Source organism: Dentiradicibacter hellwigii, from assembly GCF_041770905.1.
Lineage (GTDB): Bacteria > Pseudomonadota > Gammaproteobacteria > Burkholderiales > Rhodocyclaceae > Propionivibrio > Propionivibrio hellwigii.
Window position 1 is genome coordinate 1,511,706 of the sequence record NZ_JBEUWX010000002.1, and the last position, 18,119, is coordinate 1,529,824.

19 protein-coding genes and 1 pseudogene are annotated in these 18,119 nt (G+C 59.4%); 6 read left to right on the forward strand and 14 right to left on the reverse strand.

Going from position 1 to position 18,119, the window contains the following annotated elements:
• Positions 1-204: 204 nt before the first annotated feature.
• The 9 genes from ABCS64_RS09210 to ABCS64_RS09250 all read right to left on the reverse strand — a co-directional run bounded on the left by ABCS64_RS09210 (position 205) and on the right by ABCS64_RS09250 (position 7,557).
• Positions 205-765 carry a CinA family protein gene (locus ABCS64_RS09210; protein WP_418891549.1) on the reverse strand — a complete coding sequence of 187 codons (561 nt, stop codon included), beginning with the start codon at positions 763-765 and terminating at the stop codon, positions 205-207.
• An 11-nt stretch (positions 766-776) separates the two neighbouring features.
• The gene (locus ABCS64_RS09215) at positions 777-1,283 is read right to left on the reverse strand and encodes a phosphatidylglycerophosphatase A family protein (RefSeq protein ID WP_418891550.1); all 507 of its coding nucleotides are present in this window, start codon (positions 1,281-1,283) and stop codon (positions 777-779) included.
• Between the two features lie 48 nt (positions 1,284-1,331).
• On the reverse strand, positions 1,332-2,264 hold the full coding sequence (locus ABCS64_RS09220) for a hypothetical protein (RefSeq protein WP_418891551.1): 933 nt from the start codon (positions 2,262-2,264) through the stop codon (positions 1,332-1,334).
• Positions 2,265-2,460: 196 nt separating this feature from the next.
• Positions 2,461-3,468, reverse strand: a complete 1,008-nt coding sequence (gene thiL, locus ABCS64_RS09225) for a thiamine-phosphate kinase (protein WP_418891552.1) — start codon at positions 3,466-3,468, stop codon at positions 2,461-2,463.
• Between the two features lie 435 nt (positions 3,469-3,903).
• On the reverse strand, positions 3,904-4,095 hold the full coding sequence (locus tag ABCS64_RS09230; RefSeq protein WP_418891553.1) for a hypothetical protein: 192 nt from the start codon (positions 4,093-4,095) through the stop codon (positions 3,904-3,906).
• 367 nt (positions 4,096-4,462) lie between these two features.
• The gene (gene nusB / locus ABCS64_RS09235; protein ID WP_418891554.1) at positions 4,463-5,251 is read right to left on the reverse strand and encodes a transcription antitermination factor NusB; all 789 of its coding nucleotides are present in this window, start codon (positions 5,249-5,251) and stop codon (positions 4,463-4,465) included.
• Positions 5,248-5,727, reverse strand: a complete 480-nt coding sequence (gene ribH / locus ABCS64_RS09240) for a 6,7-dimethyl-8-ribityllumazine synthase (RefSeq protein WP_418891555.1) — start codon at positions 5,725-5,727, stop codon at positions 5,248-5,250. The genes nusB and ribH overlap by 4 nt, the downstream gene beginning before the upstream one ends.
• Before the next feature lie 46 nt (positions 5,728-5,773).
• Positions 5,774-6,925, reverse strand: coding sequence for a bifunctional 3,4-dihydroxy-2-butanone-4-phosphate synthase/GTP cyclohydrolase II (ribBA, locus tag ABCS64_RS09245; RefSeq protein WP_418891556.1), 1,152 nt, complete (start codon positions 6,923-6,925; stop codon positions 5,774-5,776).
• Positions 6,925-7,557, reverse strand: coding sequence for a riboflavin synthase (locus tag ABCS64_RS09250; protein ID WP_418891557.1), 633 nt, complete (start codon positions 7,555-7,557; stop codon positions 6,925-6,927). Before ABCS64_RS09250 ends, ribBA begins: the two co-directional genes overlap by 1 nt.
• Here ABCS64_RS09250 and ABCS64_RS09255 point away from each other — a divergent pair.
• A complete protein-coding gene (locus tag ABCS64_RS09255; protein ID WP_418891558.1) occupies positions 7,532-7,846 on the forward strand; it encodes a hypothetical protein in 315 nt (104 codons plus the stop codon). The genes ABCS64_RS09250 and ABCS64_RS09255 overlap by 26 nt on opposite strands.
• On the opposite strand, the gene ABCS64_RS09260 is transcribed toward ABCS64_RS09255, so the two are convergent.
• From ABCS64_RS09260 to ABCS64_RS09270, 3 genes are read right to left on the reverse strand one after another with little or no spacing between them, the layout of a single operon-like run.
• Positions 7,824-7,976 (reverse strand): hypothetical protein, encoded by a 153-nt coding sequence (locus ABCS64_RS09260; protein ID WP_418891559.1) that lies wholly within the window; start codon positions 7,974-7,976, stop codon positions 7,824-7,826. The genes ABCS64_RS09255 and ABCS64_RS09260 overlap by 23 nt on opposite strands.
• Positions 7,966-8,289, reverse strand: a complete 324-nt coding sequence (locus ABCS64_RS09265; protein WP_418891560.1) for an antitoxin VbhA family protein — start codon at positions 8,287-8,289, stop codon at positions 7,966-7,968. The genes ABCS64_RS09260 and ABCS64_RS09265 overlap by 11 nt, the downstream gene beginning before the upstream one ends.
• 16 nt (positions 8,290-8,305) lie before the next feature.
• A complete protein-coding gene (locus ABCS64_RS09270; protein WP_418891561.1) occupies positions 8,306-8,689 on the reverse strand; it encodes a transcriptional repressor KorB C-terminal beta-barrel domain-containing protein in 384 nt (127 codons plus the stop codon).
• Positions 8,690-9,101: 412 nt separating this feature from the next.
• Between ABCS64_RS09270 and ABCS64_RS09275 the strand changes: the two genes are divergently transcribed.
• Positions 9,102-10,346, forward strand: coding sequence for an MFS transporter (locus ABCS64_RS09275; protein WP_418891562.1), 1,245 nt, complete (start codon positions 9,102-9,104; stop codon positions 10,344-10,346).
• 80 nt (positions 10,347-10,426) lie between these two features.
• Here ABCS64_RS09275 and leuA read toward each other — a convergent pair whose 3' ends face one another.
• Positions 10,427-12,082, reverse strand: coding sequence for a 2-isopropylmalate synthase (gene leuA, locus ABCS64_RS09280; RefSeq protein ID WP_418891563.1), 1,656 nt, complete (start codon positions 12,080-12,082; stop codon positions 10,427-10,429).
• Positions 12,083-12,260: 178 nt separating this feature from the next.
• On the opposite strand from leuA, the gene ABCS64_RS09285 reads away from it, so the two are divergent.
• The 4 genes and pseudogenes from ABCS64_RS09285 to ABCS64_RS09300 all read left to right on the forward strand — a co-directional run bounded on the left by ABCS64_RS09285 (position 12,261) and on the right by ABCS64_RS09300 (position 15,869).
• Positions 12,261-12,722 carry an Lrp/AsnC family transcriptional regulator gene (locus ABCS64_RS09285; protein ID WP_418891564.1) on the forward strand — a complete coding sequence of 154 codons (462 nt, stop codon included), beginning with the start codon at positions 12,261-12,263 and terminating at the stop codon, positions 12,720-12,722.
• A gap of 280 nt (positions 12,723-13,002) precedes the next feature.
• The gene (locus tag ABCS64_RS09290) at positions 13,003-13,923 is read left to right on the forward strand and encodes an AraC family transcriptional regulator (RefSeq protein WP_418891565.1); all 921 of its coding nucleotides are present in this window, start codon (positions 13,003-13,005) and stop codon (positions 13,921-13,923) included.
• 446 nt (positions 13,924-14,369) lie between these two features.
• A pseudogene (locus ABCS64_RS09295) lies at positions 14,370-14,528 on the forward strand (Lrp/AsnC ligand binding domain-containing protein); the annotation flags it as partial.
• A 207-nt stretch (positions 14,529-14,735) separates the two neighbouring features.
• Positions 14,736-15,869, forward strand: coding sequence for a Fic family protein (locus ABCS64_RS09300; RefSeq protein ID WP_418891929.1), 1,134 nt, complete (start codon positions 14,736-14,738; stop codon positions 15,867-15,869).
• A 716-nt stretch (positions 15,870-16,585) separates the two neighbouring features.
• On the opposite strand, the gene rng is transcribed toward ABCS64_RS09300, so the two are convergent.
• Positions 16,586-18,040: a ribonuclease G gene (gene rng, locus ABCS64_RS09305; protein WP_418891566.1), complete on the reverse strand. Its 1,455-nt coding sequence runs from the start codon at positions 18,038-18,040 to the stop codon at positions 16,586-16,588.
• Between the last annotated feature and the right edge of the window lie 79 nt (positions 18,041-18,119).

Genomic DNA, 18,119 nt, shown 5'->3' on the forward strand with positions numbered 1-18,119 from the left:
TCCTTCGTCCTTTTCGTCTATCTGAATGATGCCGTCCGTCGCCCGAATTGCCCGGCAACCAGGCGAAACAAATACGGCCGGATTATCGCACGATGCCGGACAGGCACATGTGCGGAATACGCGATCTTTATATACCGGATCACTGTAATTATATACAGCTTTTACCCGTAAAAACCAATCATGCGCGCTGTTTATGCGCACTGCTTATGCGCTCATGACGCCGACCGCACTATCTTCAGGTTCCGCCAGCAGGCCGCTCAAGGCATAGGCCACCGCCTGCGCCCGCACCTGGGCGCGCGTTCCAGAAAAACGGCGCGTGCTGACGCGCAATGCACCGCTCCGCGCCGCCCAGGCAAAACAGACCAGACCGACCGGCTTTTCCGCCGAACCGCCGCTCGGCCCGGCCACGCCGGTAATTGCCAGCGCAAAATCAGCGCAGCTGTGCGCCAGCGCACCGGTAGCCATAGCTGCCGCCGTGGCTTCGCTGACCGCCCCGTGCAGGGCCAGCGTTTCCGCAGCGACGCCGAGCATTTCCTGCTTGGCCGCGTTGGAATAAGTGACGAAACCGCGCTCGAACCAGACGGAACTGCCGGCAATCGCCGTCAGGCATTGCGCCACCCAGCCGCCGGTACACGATTCCGCTGTCGCCAGCCGCTGCCCGCGTGTGCCCAGCATCTCGCCCACACGCGCAGCCAGCGCTTCAAGCGCCGCCTGAGTGGGCGCGGAAATAGGCGCAGAAGCAGGCATAGGGTCGGCATCCGTCATGTTTTCCCTCCTCAAACTCCGAAAAATTGCACGATGGCCAGCACCAGAATCGCATAACAGGCGGCGAACAGATCGTCGGCCATGACGCCAAAAGCATTCTTCACCTGCGTATCGAAATACCGGGCCGGTTGCGGCTTAACAATATCGAAAAAGCGAAACAGCAAAAACGCCGCCCCCTGCCACGCCCAGCCCGGCGGGCAGCAGAGCAGCACCAGCCAGAACGGCACGATCTCATCCCAGACGATGCTCCCGTGATCAACCGCGCCCAGATCGGCGCCTGTTTTCTGCACGGCCGGCACGCCGAGGGCAAAGCACACGGCCAAAAGGCCCGCCAACTGTGCATCGCCCAGCCACGCCCGCAACGGCAGAAACAAGACCCAGGCCAGCAGCGTCCCGGCCGTCCCCGGCGCCAGCGGCGACAGGCCGCTGCCAAAACCGCAGGCGACAAAATGCGCCGGATGCGAGAACAGAAAACGCAAGGACAGCGCTTTACGGGGCAAGATATCGATGCCGGACATATCAATGCACTTTAGCAATATTGGAAACAGAGGGAATGAATCCCACGTTTATAGAAAAAACTGCTCCAGAAACATCCATAATAGCGCCATCAACATTCCAAATATTGATATTTTAATCATCCACTTTAACTGGGATGCACTACGACGAAGTTCATTTTTAATTATCTTGAGATCTCTTTTGTGCTGCTTTAATTGTTGCGCCTGATCGGGCAGTAATTCATTCTCTTGCCCATCCTCTATATTGACGCTATTTTCTGAAATACGTCTTACCGCATCATTGTACGCATCGGAAAGCCATGGTTTCCAATCATACTGGCGCCCCGTAGCCTTGTCCCAAAGTGATTTGGCCGCCATTTCAATTGTTTCCGGCGTTTCGCATTTACTATGTAATGCAATACTAATATTAAAATATTTAGCCCTGGTGCGTACCAGACTTAAATAAACAAGTATTCTCCATAACCAGCTATGTTTTTTCAGTATAGACTCGCTATTTTTAACATGAAAAAATAAAGTGTAATGACGCGAGTCAAATATATTTTCTTGGAGCAAAAGATAAATGCCAAAAACCTGATGCCAGGGAATAAAACCGTATCGAGGTGTAAAAAAGCCATCCTGGCTCAGCTCACACGCAGGCTTTCCCAAATAAGGAATAATATTAGAGAGATACAAAACCGCTATAGCCAGCACGCAACTACTTACTAATATAGCTTTCCAATCTACCGGGTCTGATGCCATTTCATTGCGTATCAGAATGGGGCCCATCACGATAAAAAATAGACTAAACAAAAGCATGCCGAACTCTAGCTCAGAGTCGGTTTTTAATACTTTTTCAGCAGGCCGGGAACCTATTTCCCTCAGGTTTTGTATTTCTTTGACCATTTTTTGGAAATATCTTCTTTCTTTCTCCTTCAAATATTTTTTATCTAGAATATTTGCGCATATAATTATCACCACACCCAAGATAATAACAATGACCGCCATATCCATATCGCTAAGACTTAGTGCGATTCCGACGCCAATTATTATTATCCCCAGCACCAATAACAACATACTTATTACACGCAACATTTCAGTCAAATAATAAATAAAGGTTGATTGATTCGGACAATTCGTACATTCAAACTTCTTAAATTACCGGCTTATCACAAATTTTCCGCACATTTTGCCTTTTCAAACTTCAAGCTGACTCAAAATGATCGAAACCCCGGCGTTGCGGCGTAACGCGCTGGCCGTCGGCATCGATAAGATTCACCGCGCCGGGCACATCGTCCCGCCCAACTGCGCCTCCCTGAACGGCCGCGCTTACCTGCCCGATCCGCCAGAGCGGCAGGTCGAGCCGCGCGGCAAGCGCAGCGAGCGCGGCACGCCGATCGGGCGCGACCGTAAAAGCCAGTTCGTAATCGTCGCCGCCGGCGAGCTGGCAATCACGCGCCAGCACCGGGTCGGCCCCCGCCGGCAGGCACGGCAGGTGCGCCATCCACACGTCGATGCAGCAGCGCGAACGCTCGGCGATATGGCCGACATCCGCCAGCAGACCGTCGGAAACGTCGATCGCGGCGTGCGCCAGAGCGTCCTGACGCAAGGCCAGCCCCAGCTCGACGCGCGGCAGCGGCTGCTGCAAGGCGTCGACGCAACGCTTCGCCAGCGCGGCGGGCAACGCCGTGCGGCCTTGCAGATGCGCCAACCCCAGCGCCGCCAGCCCCGGCTGCCCGGACACCCACAGGTCGTCGCCGGCTTGCGCGCCGTCGCGCCGCAAAGCCATGCCGGCGGGGGTTTCGCCAATGGCCGTGACGCAGAAATTGAGCGGCCCGCGCGTCGTGTCGCCGCCGATGAGGTCGACGCCATAACGCCCGGCGCAGGCAAAAAGTCCCTCGGCAAACGCCGCCAGCCAGGCCTCATCGGCCTGCGGCAGGCTGCCGGCGAGCAGGATCCAGCGCGGTCGCGCGCCCATGGCGGCGAGGTCGGAAAGATTGACCGCCAGCGTTTTCCAGCCCAGCTGACGCGGGTCGGTCTCCGGCAAAAAATGCGTGCCGGAAACCAGCATATCGGTCGTGATCGCCAGTTCCATGCCCGGTGCGGGCGCGATCAGGGCGCAATCGTCACCGGGGCCGAGTGCGGTCTGCGGCGTCGGGCGGGCAAAATAACGGTCGATCAGGGCAAATTCGGAGCGTTTTTCAGAGGTCATGGCGCGATGTTATACGATTCGGCTACGGCGCGGCAGCCCGTCGGCAATGGAAAAAAACGGGGAAAGCAATGCCCGGAAGCCCGCGTATTTAGGGCTTCTCCGCCAAGGCTGCCCGGTAAGGCGCGTGGATAGGGCGACGCAGCGCCCCCTACTCGAAAACCCAGCATTTATAAGGATTTCAGAGATACCAACCCTCAAGCCCAGTATCCATAAGGCTCCCAGAGATGCCTACCCGCAAACCCTTTATCCATAAGCCTTCCAGAGGCACCTGCCCGCAAACGCCCTAAATACGCGGGCTTCAGCGGGGCATTCGATACGGCGGGTGCGCGGGGTAAGGTCGTTGCCCAGCCTAGCGGTTTTTCCGTGCGCGGATGTGCTGGGTGTGCGTGGTGTGCTCGATACTCTGGGTGCGCTGGGCGCGTTCAGTTGCGTGCATTAGACGCGAATGACCGGCGGATTGGCGGAAGGACGAAGCCGCGCCGGCAATGCGGCAGCCCGCTGGCAATGGGAAAAACGGGAAAGGCAATGCCCGGAAGCCGGCGTATTTAGGGACTCTCCGCCGAGGCTGCCCGGCAAGACGCATGGATAGGGTAACGCAGCATCCTCGCCCGTAAGTCCGCTATTCATAAGCCTCCCAGAGATGCCTGCCTGCAAGTCCAGTACTCATGCGGTCTTCAGCGACACCTACCCAAAAAACCACTATCCATGAGGACTCCAGAGACACTCACCCGAAATCCCTTTATCCACAAGGGTTTCAGAGACCCATGCCCGCAAACCCTTTATCCATAAGCCTTTCAGAGGCGCCTGCCCGCAAACGCCCTAAATACGCGGGCTTCAGCGGGGCTTCGATACGGCGGGTGAGCGGGGTAAGGTCGTTGCCCAGCCTAGTAGTTTTTCCGCGCACGGATGTGCTGGGTGCGCTAGATGCGCCGTGTGCGTTAGATGGGGATCACCGGCGGGCAGGCGATCTTTTACGCACCGCCACGCCGTGGGGTCAGGGCTGGCGGTTGACTGCGTCGTTCTCCGTATCGGCCGCCGTTTTGGCGCTCTCGGCGTTCTCGACACGCTCGGCCGTCCCTGGCTGATCGGGCGCTTTTTCCGACGCTTTCCCGGATGCTTTTCCGGATACCTTCCCGCCGGTCTTGCCGGCAGCGCGGCGGGCATTTACCTCGGCCGGGCGCAGTTTGGCGGCCAGCCGGTCGAGCACGCCGTTGACGTATTTGTGGCCGTCCGCGCCGCCAAAGCCTTTGGTCAGCTCGATGGCTTCGTTGATGATGACGCGGTACGGCGTTTCCGGGTTGTTGCCCAGTTCGTAAGCGCCCGCCAGCAGAATGCTGGCCTCGACGGGCGAGAGTTCGGCAAAGGGGCGGTCGAGAAATTCCTGCAATTGCGCCTGCAACTGGTTTTCCTGGGCAAGCACGCCATGCAGCAGTGCGGAAAAGAATTCGCGGTCGGCCCGGCCAAAACCTTCGCTGTCGCGCAGATGCGCTTCGATGGCCGCTTCGTCGTTTCCGGACAGACGCCACTGGTACAGGCCCTGCATGGCGAACTCGCGGGCGCGGCGGCGCGGCGAGCGTGCGGCGGCGCGGCCAGACGGGGCAGATGGGCTGGATGGGCGGTTCGGGCGATTTTTCATCGCGCCGGGCGGCGTTTGGCCGTGAGGCGCCGCCTGCGCATCCTGCGCGTCCTGTGTGTCCGGCATCGTCTGCCCTTCCGTTATGCGGCCGGGCGTATGCATGTCGTGCATGTCATTCATGCCATTCGTGTCACGCGTGCCGTTCATGCCGGTCTTTCGTTGATGGCGCGCAGCAGATGGGCCATCTCGACGGCGGCGCGAGCGCAGTCGGTCCCTTTTTCGCGCGTGCGCGCCTGCGCCTGCGCGTCAGTTTCGCAGGTCAAAATGCCGTTGGCGACTGGGATGCCGGTATCGAGCTGCACTTCCATGAGGCCGCGTGAGGAATCGTTGGAAACGACCTCGAAATGGTAGGTTTCACCGCGCAGCACCGCGCCCAGCGCGATCAGCGCGTCGTAGCGGCGGCTCTGCGCCATGCTTTGCAGGGCCAGCGGAATTTCCAGCGCGCCCGGCACGGTGGCAATTTCGATATCCGCATCGGATAGCCCCAGCCGCCGCAATTCTTCGATGCAGGCGGAGCGCAGCGCCTCGCCGATCTCCGGATTGAAGCGGCTCATGACAATGCCGACGCGCACGCCGCCGCCGGTCAGATCGTTCGGATACTCAAAAATGTCGAATCGGGGCATGGTGCGTCCTTCAAAAACAGATCAAAACAGTCGGTTGCAACCGGCCTTAAGCGGCCGACGCCGACGATGGCGGCAATGCATCCGCCTCGCCAGGCCGCGTGATGTAGCCGGTGACCTCCAGGCCAAACCCAGCCATGCTCGGGATGCGGCGGGGGCTGCCCAGCAGGCGCATTTTGCGCACGCCGAGATCGCGCAGAATCTGCGCGCCGATGCCGAAAATGTGCGGGTCCCAGCGCGTCGCATGCGTTTCGCGCGGCGTCGCCTGCGCCTTCAGGATATCCGCGCCGCTTTCCGGGCTGCGCAGCAGCACGATCACGCCCGATTCGCTGCGCGCCAGCAGATGCAGAGCGTCGTTGAGCGAAAAAGTATGGCGGCTGTTATCGAGATCGAGAAAATCGAGCACGCTGAGCGGTTCATGGACACGCACCAGCGTTTCCCTGTCCGGCGCGATCTCGCCGCGAGTCAGCGCCAGATGCACGTCGTTGGCGGCGCGGTCAGCGTAGGCATGCAGGATAAACTCGCCGTACACCGTCCGCACCGGTTTCGAGAAACAGCGCTCGACCAGCGTCTCATGGCGGCTGCGGAACTCTATGAGATCGGCGATCGTGCCGACTTTCAGCCCATGACGCGCGGCGAATTCAAGCAGGTCGGGCAGGCGCGCCATGGTACCGTCCTCACGCAGCACCTCGCAGATCACGGACGCCGGCTCCAGGCCGGCCATCTGCGCCAGATCGCAGCCCGCCTCGGTATGGCCGGCACGCACCAGCACGCCGCCTTCGCGCGCGATGATCGGGAAAACATGCCCAGGCTGCACCACATCTTCCGGCCGGGCATGGCGCGCCACGGCAGCCTGCACGGTGCGCGCGCGGTCGTGCGCCGAAATGCCGGTGGTCACGCCTTTGGCGGCTTCGATCGAAACGGTAAAGGCGGTGTGAAAGGGGCTGCGGTTATCACGCGCCATCGGCGTCAGCCCTAGCTGGCGTGCGCGCGCCGCCGTCAGGGTCAAACAGACGAGGCCGCGCGCATGCGTCACCATGAAATTGATCGCGTCCGGCGTAATGTGTTCGGCGGCAATCAGCAGATCCCCTTCGTTTTCGCGGTCTTCCTCATCGACGAGGATCACCATGCGACCGTTGCGCAGTTCGGTGACGATCTCCTCGATCGGCGCGATGGCCGATGATGTGTGCTCGGGCGACATCAGTGCGCCTCCTGAGAATTATCGCCCTCGCCGGCTTCGTCGGCATTCAGCATGCGCTCGACGTAGCGCGCGATCAGGTCGACTTCCAGATTGATGGCATCGCCCACTTTGAGTTCGCCCAGCGTCGTTGCCGTCAGAGTGTGGGGAATCAGGTTGATGGAAAAATCCGCCACTTCAACCGTGTTGGTAGTCAGGCTGACGCCATTGACGGTAATCGACCCTTTGCGCGCGATATACCGCGCCAGCGCCGCCGGCGCGCGGATGACAAGTAGGCGGTTGTCGCCCAGCGCATCAAAGCGCAGCACCCGACCGACGCCGTCGACGTGGCCGGAAACAAGATGCCCGCCCAGCCGATCAGAGAGGCGCAGCGCCTTTTCCAGATTGATGGCGCCCGGCGCGGCCAGCCCGACGGTGCAGGAAAGCGTTTCCGGAGAGACATCGACGCTGAAGGTCGTATCCTTCATCTCGACGACGGTGAGGCAAACGCCGTTACAGGCAATCGAATCGCCGATGGCAACATCGGCCAAATCCAGCGCGCCGGCCTCGATGGTCAGACGCACGGTTGATGCGCCGTCGTTACGCGGCGTCAGAGCAGTAATGCGGCCTATGGCCGCGATGATTCCGGAAAACATGGCAGGAGCGTTTCACAGCGATCAAAAGATAGCGGTGATTCTAGCATTGCCGCTCCACGCGCGTCGCGGGGAAGCCAATGAACATCGACGTACCCCCTGCCCACCGCGCGCGCAGAAAGAAAGTTCGCTATCCACGCTGAAGAACTCCCGCTGCAGCCACCTGTCGCCTTGTGCGCGGGGCGGAAAGAAAGGTCCAATCATTGCCGGCTGCTACGGTTGGATGATATTCACCTGGCTTAACATCATCAAAGCCCAAGCCGAGCAACTCATTGAAAAATACGGCGGTTAATTTCTTTTAGGTGTGCTGCATCGAAGTCGCCACGCACTGGACTAGCACGCAGATCAATGATACGAAAAGCCATCTGCTCAGCTTCTAACGCATACCTCTCTTGAGGGGTCAGCGTCAGCTTATCGCTCATGGCGATAGCCTTTAACAAGCTCTTCTATGCTAATTTCGCCATTGATGTAGCGGAGTGCATGCTGCTCTGCAGCTTCGCTAAGTTTGAAGCCTTCCAGTCCGACGGAAGCACGTGCATACTTGAAGGCTTCTTCTCTGCGCTCGCGCTCTTCTGGCGAAATGGATGCCGTGCGGTTACGCACTTGCTGCACATAGTTACTCATCAACTCGCGCAATACTTGCACGGCCGGGCGGTGATCTGCCTCGGCTGCACTGTAAAAATTGGCTTGAAGCTCTGCCTCAACTTGAAATGTCATGGTGGCTTCTTTAGTCATAACTTGCTCCTATATTTCAACTCGCTGCCGTCAACAAATTCAAACATACACGGGAAATTTCAACCTCTTCATCCTGCCCGTTGTCCTCGTATCTGATAAATATCAAACCGTCTTTTGATGGCCTACGATTCAGCAGCAACATGACAGCACGTGCATTGTAAATACCCAAAAGCAAAGGTTTCTTCAAGGTCATTGAGTCAGACATAGCAGGCTTCTGCTCTTTTTCGATGTCGGAATTGTGGTACGGAAGCTTGCTTGCCGCATCACCATCGCTACCGCTATCAGAAACTTCGTCATGACGAAGTTTTTTACTGCCTGTTTCTACTATTACATCCGAAAGTGCATCTTCATCTGTCTTGTTAGGCAGTAGGGCAGTGGGATTCCGCAGACTTTCTTCCAAAATCGCGATACTCCTGCGAGTAATGTCCTGTTCTTTATTGGCAACCCAAGATTAAACCTGCTCGGGAAAATGAAAGAAAGTTTGTTATCACGCTGAAGAACTCCCGCTGTAGTTTCCTGCCGCCTCGCACGCGGGTGCGGGCGCCGCCATAGCTCTCACGCATATCCATCATCCATAGACAGGCACTCATGCTACCAAACGGAGAAAGGCCGTATGCCGCATCCACCGCCCGTTTCGGACAAGAGCGCTGATGGTGGATACGGCATTGGTGTCGCCGGGCGTTGGTGCTAGAGTGGTGCCCTGCCCACGCCAGGCCAGTTACGCAACCGCGGCAGTCGTGCCCGCTGGGCGTTTATCGTTTATCTATCTGCTTCATCCGCCCTCTGTTCATCTGACGTTCATCCGCCCGCCCATGTCAGCCAGACCGCCCGCGCCTGTCCCTCCCTCTCCCCCGATATCCCAGCCCGGAGATCCCCGCCGGCTGTCCAGTACAGTGGCTTGGCTATGCGCGTTTTTCGCCTTTCTGAATATCTACGCCATGCAGCCTGTGCTGCCTATGGTTATGCGCGACTTCGGCGCCACGCCGGTGCAGGCCGGATTCACCGTGGGCGCAACGATTTTCGCGCTGGCGCTGATGTCGCCGTTCATCGGCATGCTGTCCGACGCTGCGGGGCGTAAATCGGTCGTGTTCTTTTCGCTGCTCGGGCTATGCCTGCCAACGGCGCTGGTGCCTTTTGCCGACAGCCTGCGCATGCTCATCGTCCTGCGCTTTCTGCAAGGCTTATTCATTCCCGGCATCGTCGTCGTGCTGCTGGCCTATATCGGCGAGGAGTTTGAAGGGGAGGCGATTGCGCGCTTGAACGGCGTTTTTATGAGCGGCGCGGTCATAGGCGGCTTCTGCGGCCGCTTTATCACCGGCCATTTGGGGCATCTTTTCGGCTGGCGCAGCGCCTTCGTTGCGCTGACGCTGCTCGATGCGCTCGGCGCGCTGATCGTATGGCGCGGAATACCCGCTTCACGCCATTTCACGGCTAACCGCGATTTTGGCAATGCCTTGCGCATCCTCGCCCGGCATCTGCACAACATTCCGCTGCTCACCGCCTGCGTGGTTGGCTTCTGCGTACTGTTCTCGCTGATCGGCACCTTTACCTATGTGGTCGTATTGCTCGGCTTTCCGCCTTTCAACCTGTCGGTCGCCGCGCTGGCAAACATCTTCTCCATCTATCTGGTCGGCGCGTTTATCACGCATTTTTCCGGGCGCTTCATCGCCCGCATCGGCAGCCGCGCGGCGCTCCTCATTGCTCTGGCGTTGTCTTCCGGCGGACTGTGCCTGGCGCTGCTGCCCTCGCTCTTCGCCGTTCTCGCCGGCTTGACGCTGTGTTCCTCGGCGATATTCATCTGCCAGGCCGCGGCGTTCAGCGCCATTGCCCATAATGTCAGCGAGGGTCGTTCGCTGGCCAGCGGCCTGTATTACATGGCCTATTACGGCGGCGGCGCAACCGGCGCCTGGGTGGCCGGGCTGGCGTTCGAGGCATACGGCTGGAGCGGATCGGTCATTTCCATGATTCTGGCTCAGGCCGTCGCCGCCGTCGCTGCCTGGTTCGGCTGGCGTCAGGCCACGCCAACAACGTCGCCGCACACCCCTCCGGAAAACTAGGTTTCAGATTTCATCGGTGGCTGCTTCATGCGCCTTGCGCGCGAGCGACTGCGGCGGCTGATCGCCGATTTGCCGGCGGTTTACCGGATGAGGCGATTGGCGCCGCTAACCAGCGCTTTGAGCGAAGCGGTCACGATATTCTCATCCAGGCCGACGCCGTAGCATTCATGCTCGCCGTTGCCGGCCATCACTTCCATGAAGGCGCAGGCGCGGGCATCGCCGCCCTTGCCCATCGAGCGTTCCTCGTAGCTGCGCACCTGCAGGCTGATCCCGATGGCCGCCAGCGCCTGCACGGCGGCGTCGATCGGGCCGTTGCCGCGCCCATCAATGGCCTGGGCGATGCCATCGTGCTCGACGGTCAGCCGGATGCCCTGCTGCACGCCGGCGTCGAACAGCTGATGGCTGACGTAACGCACAGGGGCGGCGGTATTCAAATAAGTGCGCGCAAAAAGCGACCAGATATCGCCCGCGTCCATCTCACCGCCGTAATGGTCGGTATACCGCTGCACCTCGCCGGAAAATTCGACCTGCAAGCGCCGTGGCATGGCAATGCCGTACTCGGTTTCCAGCAAGTAGGCGATACCGCCCTTGCCCGACTGGCTGTTGATGCGAATGACGGAATCGTAGCTGCGGCCAAGGTCGCTCGGATCGATCGGCAGATAGGGCATATTCCACCGCTGCGCACCATTCTGCATGGCGAAGCCTTTCTTGATCGCGTCCTGATGCGAGCCGGAAAAGGCCGTGAAGACAAGGTCGCCAACATAGGGATGGCGCGGATGGATCGGCATCTGCGTGCAATGTTCGTAGCAGCGCGCAACTTCGTTGATATTGGAAAAATCAAGTTGCGGATCGACGCCCTGCGTATACATATTGAGCGCCAGCGCGACAATATCGACGTTGCCGGTGCGCTCGCCGTTGCCGAAAAGGCAGCCTTCCACGCGGTCGGCGCCGGCCATCAGCCCCAGCTCCGCCGCCGCCACGGCCGTGCCGCGGTCATTGTGCGGGTGCAGGCTGAGGATCACGCTGTCGCGCCGCGCCAGATGGCGGTGCATCCATTCGATCTGGTCGGCGTACACATTGGGCGTCGCCATTTCCACCGTCGTCGGCAGATTGAGGATGATTTTGCGCTGCGGCGTCGCCCCCCACGCCGCACTGACGGCATCGCAGACTTCCAGGGCAAAATCCAGTTCGGTGCCGGTGAAATGCTCCGGGCTGTATTCGAGCATCCACTCGGTTTCCGGCTGCGCCTCGCACAGATTGCGCGCCAGCTTGACGGCGGAGACGGCCATATCGACGACTTCCGCCTTGCTCAGGTGGAAGACGAATTCGCGGAAAGGTTTGGACGTGGCGTTGTAAAGATGAACGATGGCGCGCTTTACCCCCCGGAGCGACTCGAAGGTGCGGCGGATCAGCTCCTCGCGCGCCGGCGCCAGCACTTCGATGGCGACATCGTCAGGAATATGATTTCCCTCGATCAGCATGCGCACGAAGTCGAAATCGGTCTGCGAAGCGGATGGGAAACCGATCTCGATTTCCTTGAAGCCGATCTGGCACAGCGTGCGGAACATGCGCATCTTGCGCTCGCTGTCCATCGGCTCAAACAGCGCCTGATTGCCATCGCGCAGATCCGAACTCATCCAGATCGGCGCCTTGTCGATGGTGCGGCCCGGCCACTGGCGGTCAGCGAGGGGTATCGGGGGAAACGGCGTGTATTTGCTGGCGGGATTTTTCAACATGATGCGCTCTTTCGGAAGTCGTTGTTCAGACAAGTTTTCGATAACGGAATCATACTCCGGGCGCCGGCGCAGACGATTGCGATTTTTTCCTGAGAATGGCTCAAATACGAAATAAAATACCCCAAATAAGAAAATATTCGGCAGAATATTGCCAATATATCCCTTTCAGGAAAAAATCATGCAAATCGACCGCATCGACCGCCAGATGCTTCGGCACCTCCAGCAGGACGGGCGCATCAGCAACCAGGAACTCGCCGACCGCGTTGGTCTCTCGCCCTCACCCTGCCTGCGCCGCCTGCGCGCGCTTGAAGAGGCCGGCATCATCGCCGGCTATCACACGCGGCTCGATGCCAAACAGCTCGGCTATACGCTGATGGCGCTCATCCACATCTCGATGGACGCCCACACGCCCGAGCGCTTCGAGCATTTCGACCAGGAGATCGCCGCCATGCCGGAAGTGCTCGAATGCCTGCTAATCACCGGGCAGGAAGCCGACTACCAGCTCAAGGTCATCGTGCCCGACATGGACGCCTTTCAGGAACTGCTGCTCAACCGAATCACGCGCATTCCCGGCGTGACCGGCGTGCATTCGAGCTTTGTCCTGCGCCGGGTCGTCGACCGCACGGATATTCCGGTATGACGCCGCCGGATGCAGAGGTCGCGCACGCCCTGGCAACGCTTTTGATCGGGAAATGGCCGCACTCATTCTGTAGCCGTCCTCATTCTGTCCAGCAAAAAGCTCATTGCGCCTATAAAATGCGGAGCGCTTCCACTTTTGCTGCCGTCAAACCGCGCGCCGTCCCCAGGCAGCCGCCCGATGCTGGCGCAACAGGTAACCATCGCCAATGCCGTGCGTCCGGGGTATGCACGGCACGAGGGATCGAGCGCCGGCCGCGTACCGACAACCCCGTGCACAACCCATGAAGACTGACTACCACCACCGCCTGCGGCCCGTCATCCGCCATCTGGAGCTGCATTACGCCGAGCCGATTGATCTGCATGAAATGGCGCGCCTGGCCGCCTTTTCGCCACATCACTTTCACCGCGTTTTCAAGGCAGTCACCGGCGAAACGCCGGCGGCCTATTTGCGCCGCCTGCGGCTGGAAGCCGCGGCCCGGCAGCTTTTTTACGACGATAGCGCCCACATCACTGCGCTGGCGCTGGAATACGGTTTTTCTTCCTCGCAGGCGCTCGCCAAGGCATTTCGCCAGCACTTTGGCGTGCCGCCCAGCGAGATTCGCGCCTGCACCGATCTGGAAAGCATCATCCGCACTATGCACAACAGCAAGATCGGACACCTCTTGCACAAAAGCGGACACGCCAGCGCCCCCGCCAATCCGCATCATGAGGCCTCTGCAACCCAACAGGAGCGTCCCATGAAAACCGAACGTCTTACCCCCTGCACCGTCGCCTACATCCGCGTGACCGGCTCTTACGGCCAAGGCTACGAAGCGGCCACGAACCGCCTGTACCAATGGGCCGGCGCGCATGGCCTGGCCGATGGCGAATGCCTGTTTATCTATTTCGACAACCCGGAAACCACGCCCGCCGAAAAGTGCCGCACCGACATTGCCATCACCCTGCCCGACGCGGTGGCAGACAGCGTGCCGCTACAAGGCGACATCGAAAAACGGCATCTGCCCGGCGGTAGCTACGCGACCCTGCGCCGCACCGTGACAGCGCCCGAGCAATACCGCCAGTATTGGCAAGAGGCCATTGCCGCCATCATCGCCGCGCATCTGGAGATTGACGACGCCCGTCCCTGCTTTGAGCGTTACCACCGCTACGATATGGCCACAGGCGAGGCGGACGTGAGTTTTTGCACGGCTGTCCGCCTCTGACGGGATGCCGCACACAGTCCTCCCTCTCACAGGCAGCGCAAGGCGTAGGATTTCGTACGATTTGTATGATTCGGCAAAATTCCTGCCTCGTGCACCGGCGCGGAACAGCATATCCTGCACCTGGGGAAATGCGCACCCAGCCGCATAGTGCTGAACCTGCGATATGCGCCGATCACTTTCTGCCATCCCGTAATCGCCGCCGGTCTGAACAACCGGCGGCCGGGCGCAGCCGCATCACGCGCTTGCGCAGATCAAGCTGCCCCATTCTTGGCCCCGCCTTCCTGGCCGGCGAGCCAGCGTCGTGCCGGAACTGGCGCCTGCCGTCATACTCCCTCGGCTGAAGCCCATGTCTTTTGGGCGTTTCCGGGCATCCATGCCGGAAACCCGCGTCCCTTGGGCATTTCCGGGCACCCATCGCCAGAACCCGCGTCCTATAAGGCACTCCGGGCAGGCAGGCCGACTACCAGCTCAAGGTCATCGTGCCCGACATGGACGCCTTTCAGGAACTGCTGCTCAACCGCATCACGCGCATTCCGGGCGTGACCGGCGTGCATTCGAGCTTTGTCCTGCGCCGGGTCGTCGACCGTACCGACGTGCCGGTGTAGCCGGTTTCGCCGGAATTACACCTTCAAACCTTAACTTGTCCCATTTCTTAGTTAAGAAAAATGGATTAACCTTAACTAAAAAAGATGCTTAGTTAAGGAAATGCGATTAACTTTAACTAACACAGGCGCTTAAGTTAAACTAATCGCCACCCAGCCCACATTCCATCTTTCCATCATTCCATCTATCCGGCACCGCCCATCTTGCCTATGAAATTCGAGAACTTCACCCCCGGCCGCTGGCAGCAGCGCCTGCAATATAAGAGTTTTGAACCCGTTCCGGTCAATCATGACTGGGCCTGGGAAGACCCACAAATCAACCTGCTGCTGGAATCCGCCAACCGCGCGCTGGGCGAGCTCAATGCTTTTTCGTTGATCGTGCCGGATATTGACCTGTTCATTGCAATGCACGTAGTCAAGGAAGCGCAAACCTCCAGCCGCATCGAAGGCACGCGCACAAGCATTGACGAAGCCGTCCTGCCCGAAGAGCAAATCACCCCCGAAAAACGCGATGACTGGCACGAAGTCAATAACTACGTCGAGGCCGTCAATTACGCCATAGCCGAGCTGCATAGCCTGCCGCTATCCAACCGTCTGCTGCGTCAAACCCATACCATTTTGATGCGCGGCGTACGCGGGCAGCACAAGCAGCCCGGCGAATTCCGCATCAGTCAAAACTGGATTGGTGGCTCCAGCCTCGCCGATGCCGCGTTCATCCCCCCGCATCACGACAATGTGCCGGAACTGATGGGCGATCTGGAAAAATTCTGGCACAACGAAGCCATTACCTTGCCGCACCTGATTCGGGTGGCGATCAGCCATTACCAGTTCGAAACCATTCACCCGTTTCTCGACGGCAACGGCCGCATCGGCCGCCTGTTGATTCCGCTTTATCTGGTCAGCAATGGCCTGCTAGCCAAACCCTCGCTCTATCTGTCGGATTTCTTCGAGCGCAACCGGGGCAGCTACTACGATGCGCTGACCCGCGTGCGCACTTCCGGCGACCTGATTCACTGGGTGTGTTTTTTTCTGCAAGGCGTTGCCGAAACCTCGATCAAAGGGCGCGAAACGTTCAGAAAAATTCTTGCCTTACGCACAGATGCGGAACAGCGCATCCTGAGCCTGGGCAAACGCACGCCCAATGCCCATACCGCACTGAACCTGCTATACAGCCGCCCCATCATCGCCGCCGCCCATCTGGAACAAGCGCTTGGCGTATCCACGCCCACGGCGCAGGCCTTGATCAAAGATCTGGTTCGCCTCGACATTCTGAGCGAAATCACCAGCCAGAAACGCGCCCGGCTGTACTCCTTCAAATCCTACCTCGACCTGTTCCTCGGCTAAGAGAAACCGATTGACTTTAACGAATATGAAAAATTCTGGAATTACCTAATTTTTCATATTGCGTTGGAAATGCTTGCCGTACAAAAAACCACTGCACCCAGGTGAATGCATTTAAACCTCAACCAATTGCAGTGCGGGCAGCATAGCGCCGACGAAGCCCTTATAAACAGGGCGTTTCCGGGCACCCATGTCGGAAACCCGCGTCCCTTGGGTGTTTCCAGCCACCCCTCGCCAGAACCCGCGTCCTATAAGGCGTTCCGGATAGGCCGGCCGGAAATGCCCGATAGACAAGGGCTAGCGGCCAGCGGCATAAATTATCGGACAGAGAGACAGACGGCAGTAATCAATCACTGACCAGAGAGGCAAGCGGCGGTATACGTTCCGGAAGGCTTCCCGAAATGGACCCAAACCTTGCCTCAGCCTGCGCCTCAGTTGAGGGCGCCGGTCAAGCTGAATGGACGGCCGTGCCGGGTTACAGCCGCCCCATCTTTGCCCCCGCCTTCCTGACCGGCAAGCCAGCGCCGTGCCGGAACTGGCGTCTGTCGCCATACCCCTCGGCTGAAGCCCGCGTCTTTTGGGCGTTTCCGGGCACCTATCGCCAGAACCCGCGTCCTATAAGGCGTTCCGGGCAGGCAGGCTGGAAACGCCCGATAGACAAGGGCTAGCGGCCAGCGGCCGACGAAATAAATTATCGGGCAGGGGGGCGGACGGCGGCTTTACAGCAGCACGATATCGTACTGCTCCGGCGCATAGCTCGGCTCGGCTTGAAGGGAGACCGGCTTGCCGATGAAATCGGACAGCTTCGCCAGCCCCTGCGACTCTTCGTCGAGAAAGACGTCGATCACCGGCACGCCGGCGAGAATGCGGTATTCGCGCGCGTTGAACTGGCGCGCCTCGCGCAGCAGATCGCGCAGGATTTCATAGGCGACGGTGCGCGCCGTCTTCACTTCGCCGCGGCCGCCGCAGGTCGGGCATTCTTCGCACAGGATGTGCGCCAGCGACTCGCGCGTGCGCTTGCGCGTCATTTCGACCAGCCCAAGGGCGCTGAAGCCGTTGACCGTCAGGCGGGTGTGGTCGCTGGACAGCGCTTTGTTGAATTCGGCCAGCACGGCGGTGCGGTGCTCGTCGCTATCCATGTCGATGAAGTCGATGATGATGATGCCGCCGAGATTGCGCAGGCGAAGCTGGCGGGCAATAGCCTGCGCGGCTTCCAGATTGGTTTTGAACACGGTGTCGTCGAAGTTGCGCACGCCGACAAAGCCGCCGGTGTTGACGTCGATCGTCGTCATCGCCTCGGTCTGGTCGAAGATCAGATAGCCGCCGGATTTTAGATCGACACGCCGCGCCAGCGCTTTCTGGATTTCTTCCTCGACGCCGTGCAGGTCGAACAGCGGGCGGTCGCCGCCGTAGTGCGCCAGCAGCGGGACGACATCCGGCGTATACGTTTCGGCAAAGGTGCGCAGCGCCTGAAAATTTTCGCGCGAGTCGATGACGATTCCCTGCGTCTCCGGATTGACAAAATCACGCAGTACGCGCAATCCCAGCGACAACTCACAGTAAATTGCCGAAGGCGCCGGCCGGATTTGTGCACGCGCCTCGATATCCGCCCACAGCTTGCGCAGATAGGCCATGTCCTTGAGCAGTTCTTCGTCGCTGGCGTTCTCGGCCATCGTGCGCACGATGAAGCCGCCCGATTCTTCGTCCGGCACCAGTTGCGCGAGCCTTTCGCGCAGCGCTTCGCGCCCCGCTTCGTCGCCAATGCGCTGCGAGATGCCGATATGTTTCTCTTTTGGCAGATAGACGAGCAATCGCCCGGCCAGCGACATCTGTGTTGACAGGCGCGCGCCCTTGCTGCCGATCGGATCCTTGATGACCTGGACGATCAGGCTCTGCCCTTCGTGCAGAATGCGCTCGATCGGCCGCGGCGAATCGCCGTTGGTGCGCGGCTCGTAAATATCGGCGACATGCAGAAAGGCCGTGCGCTCCAGGCCGACATCGATAAAGGCCGACTGCATGCCCGGCAGCACGCGCACGACCTTGCCCAGGTAGATGTTGCCGACCAGACCGCGGCTGGCGGTGCGCTCGATGTGCAACTCCTGCACGGACCCTTGGTCGATCACGGCGACGCGCGTTTCCTGCGGCGTGAAGTTGATGAAAATTTCTTCTGACATGGCAAACAAAAGCGTTAAACAAACGCTGTAGAATGTTGAAATTCCGGGCATTCTACCGCGATCTCTCCGCCTTTCTTTT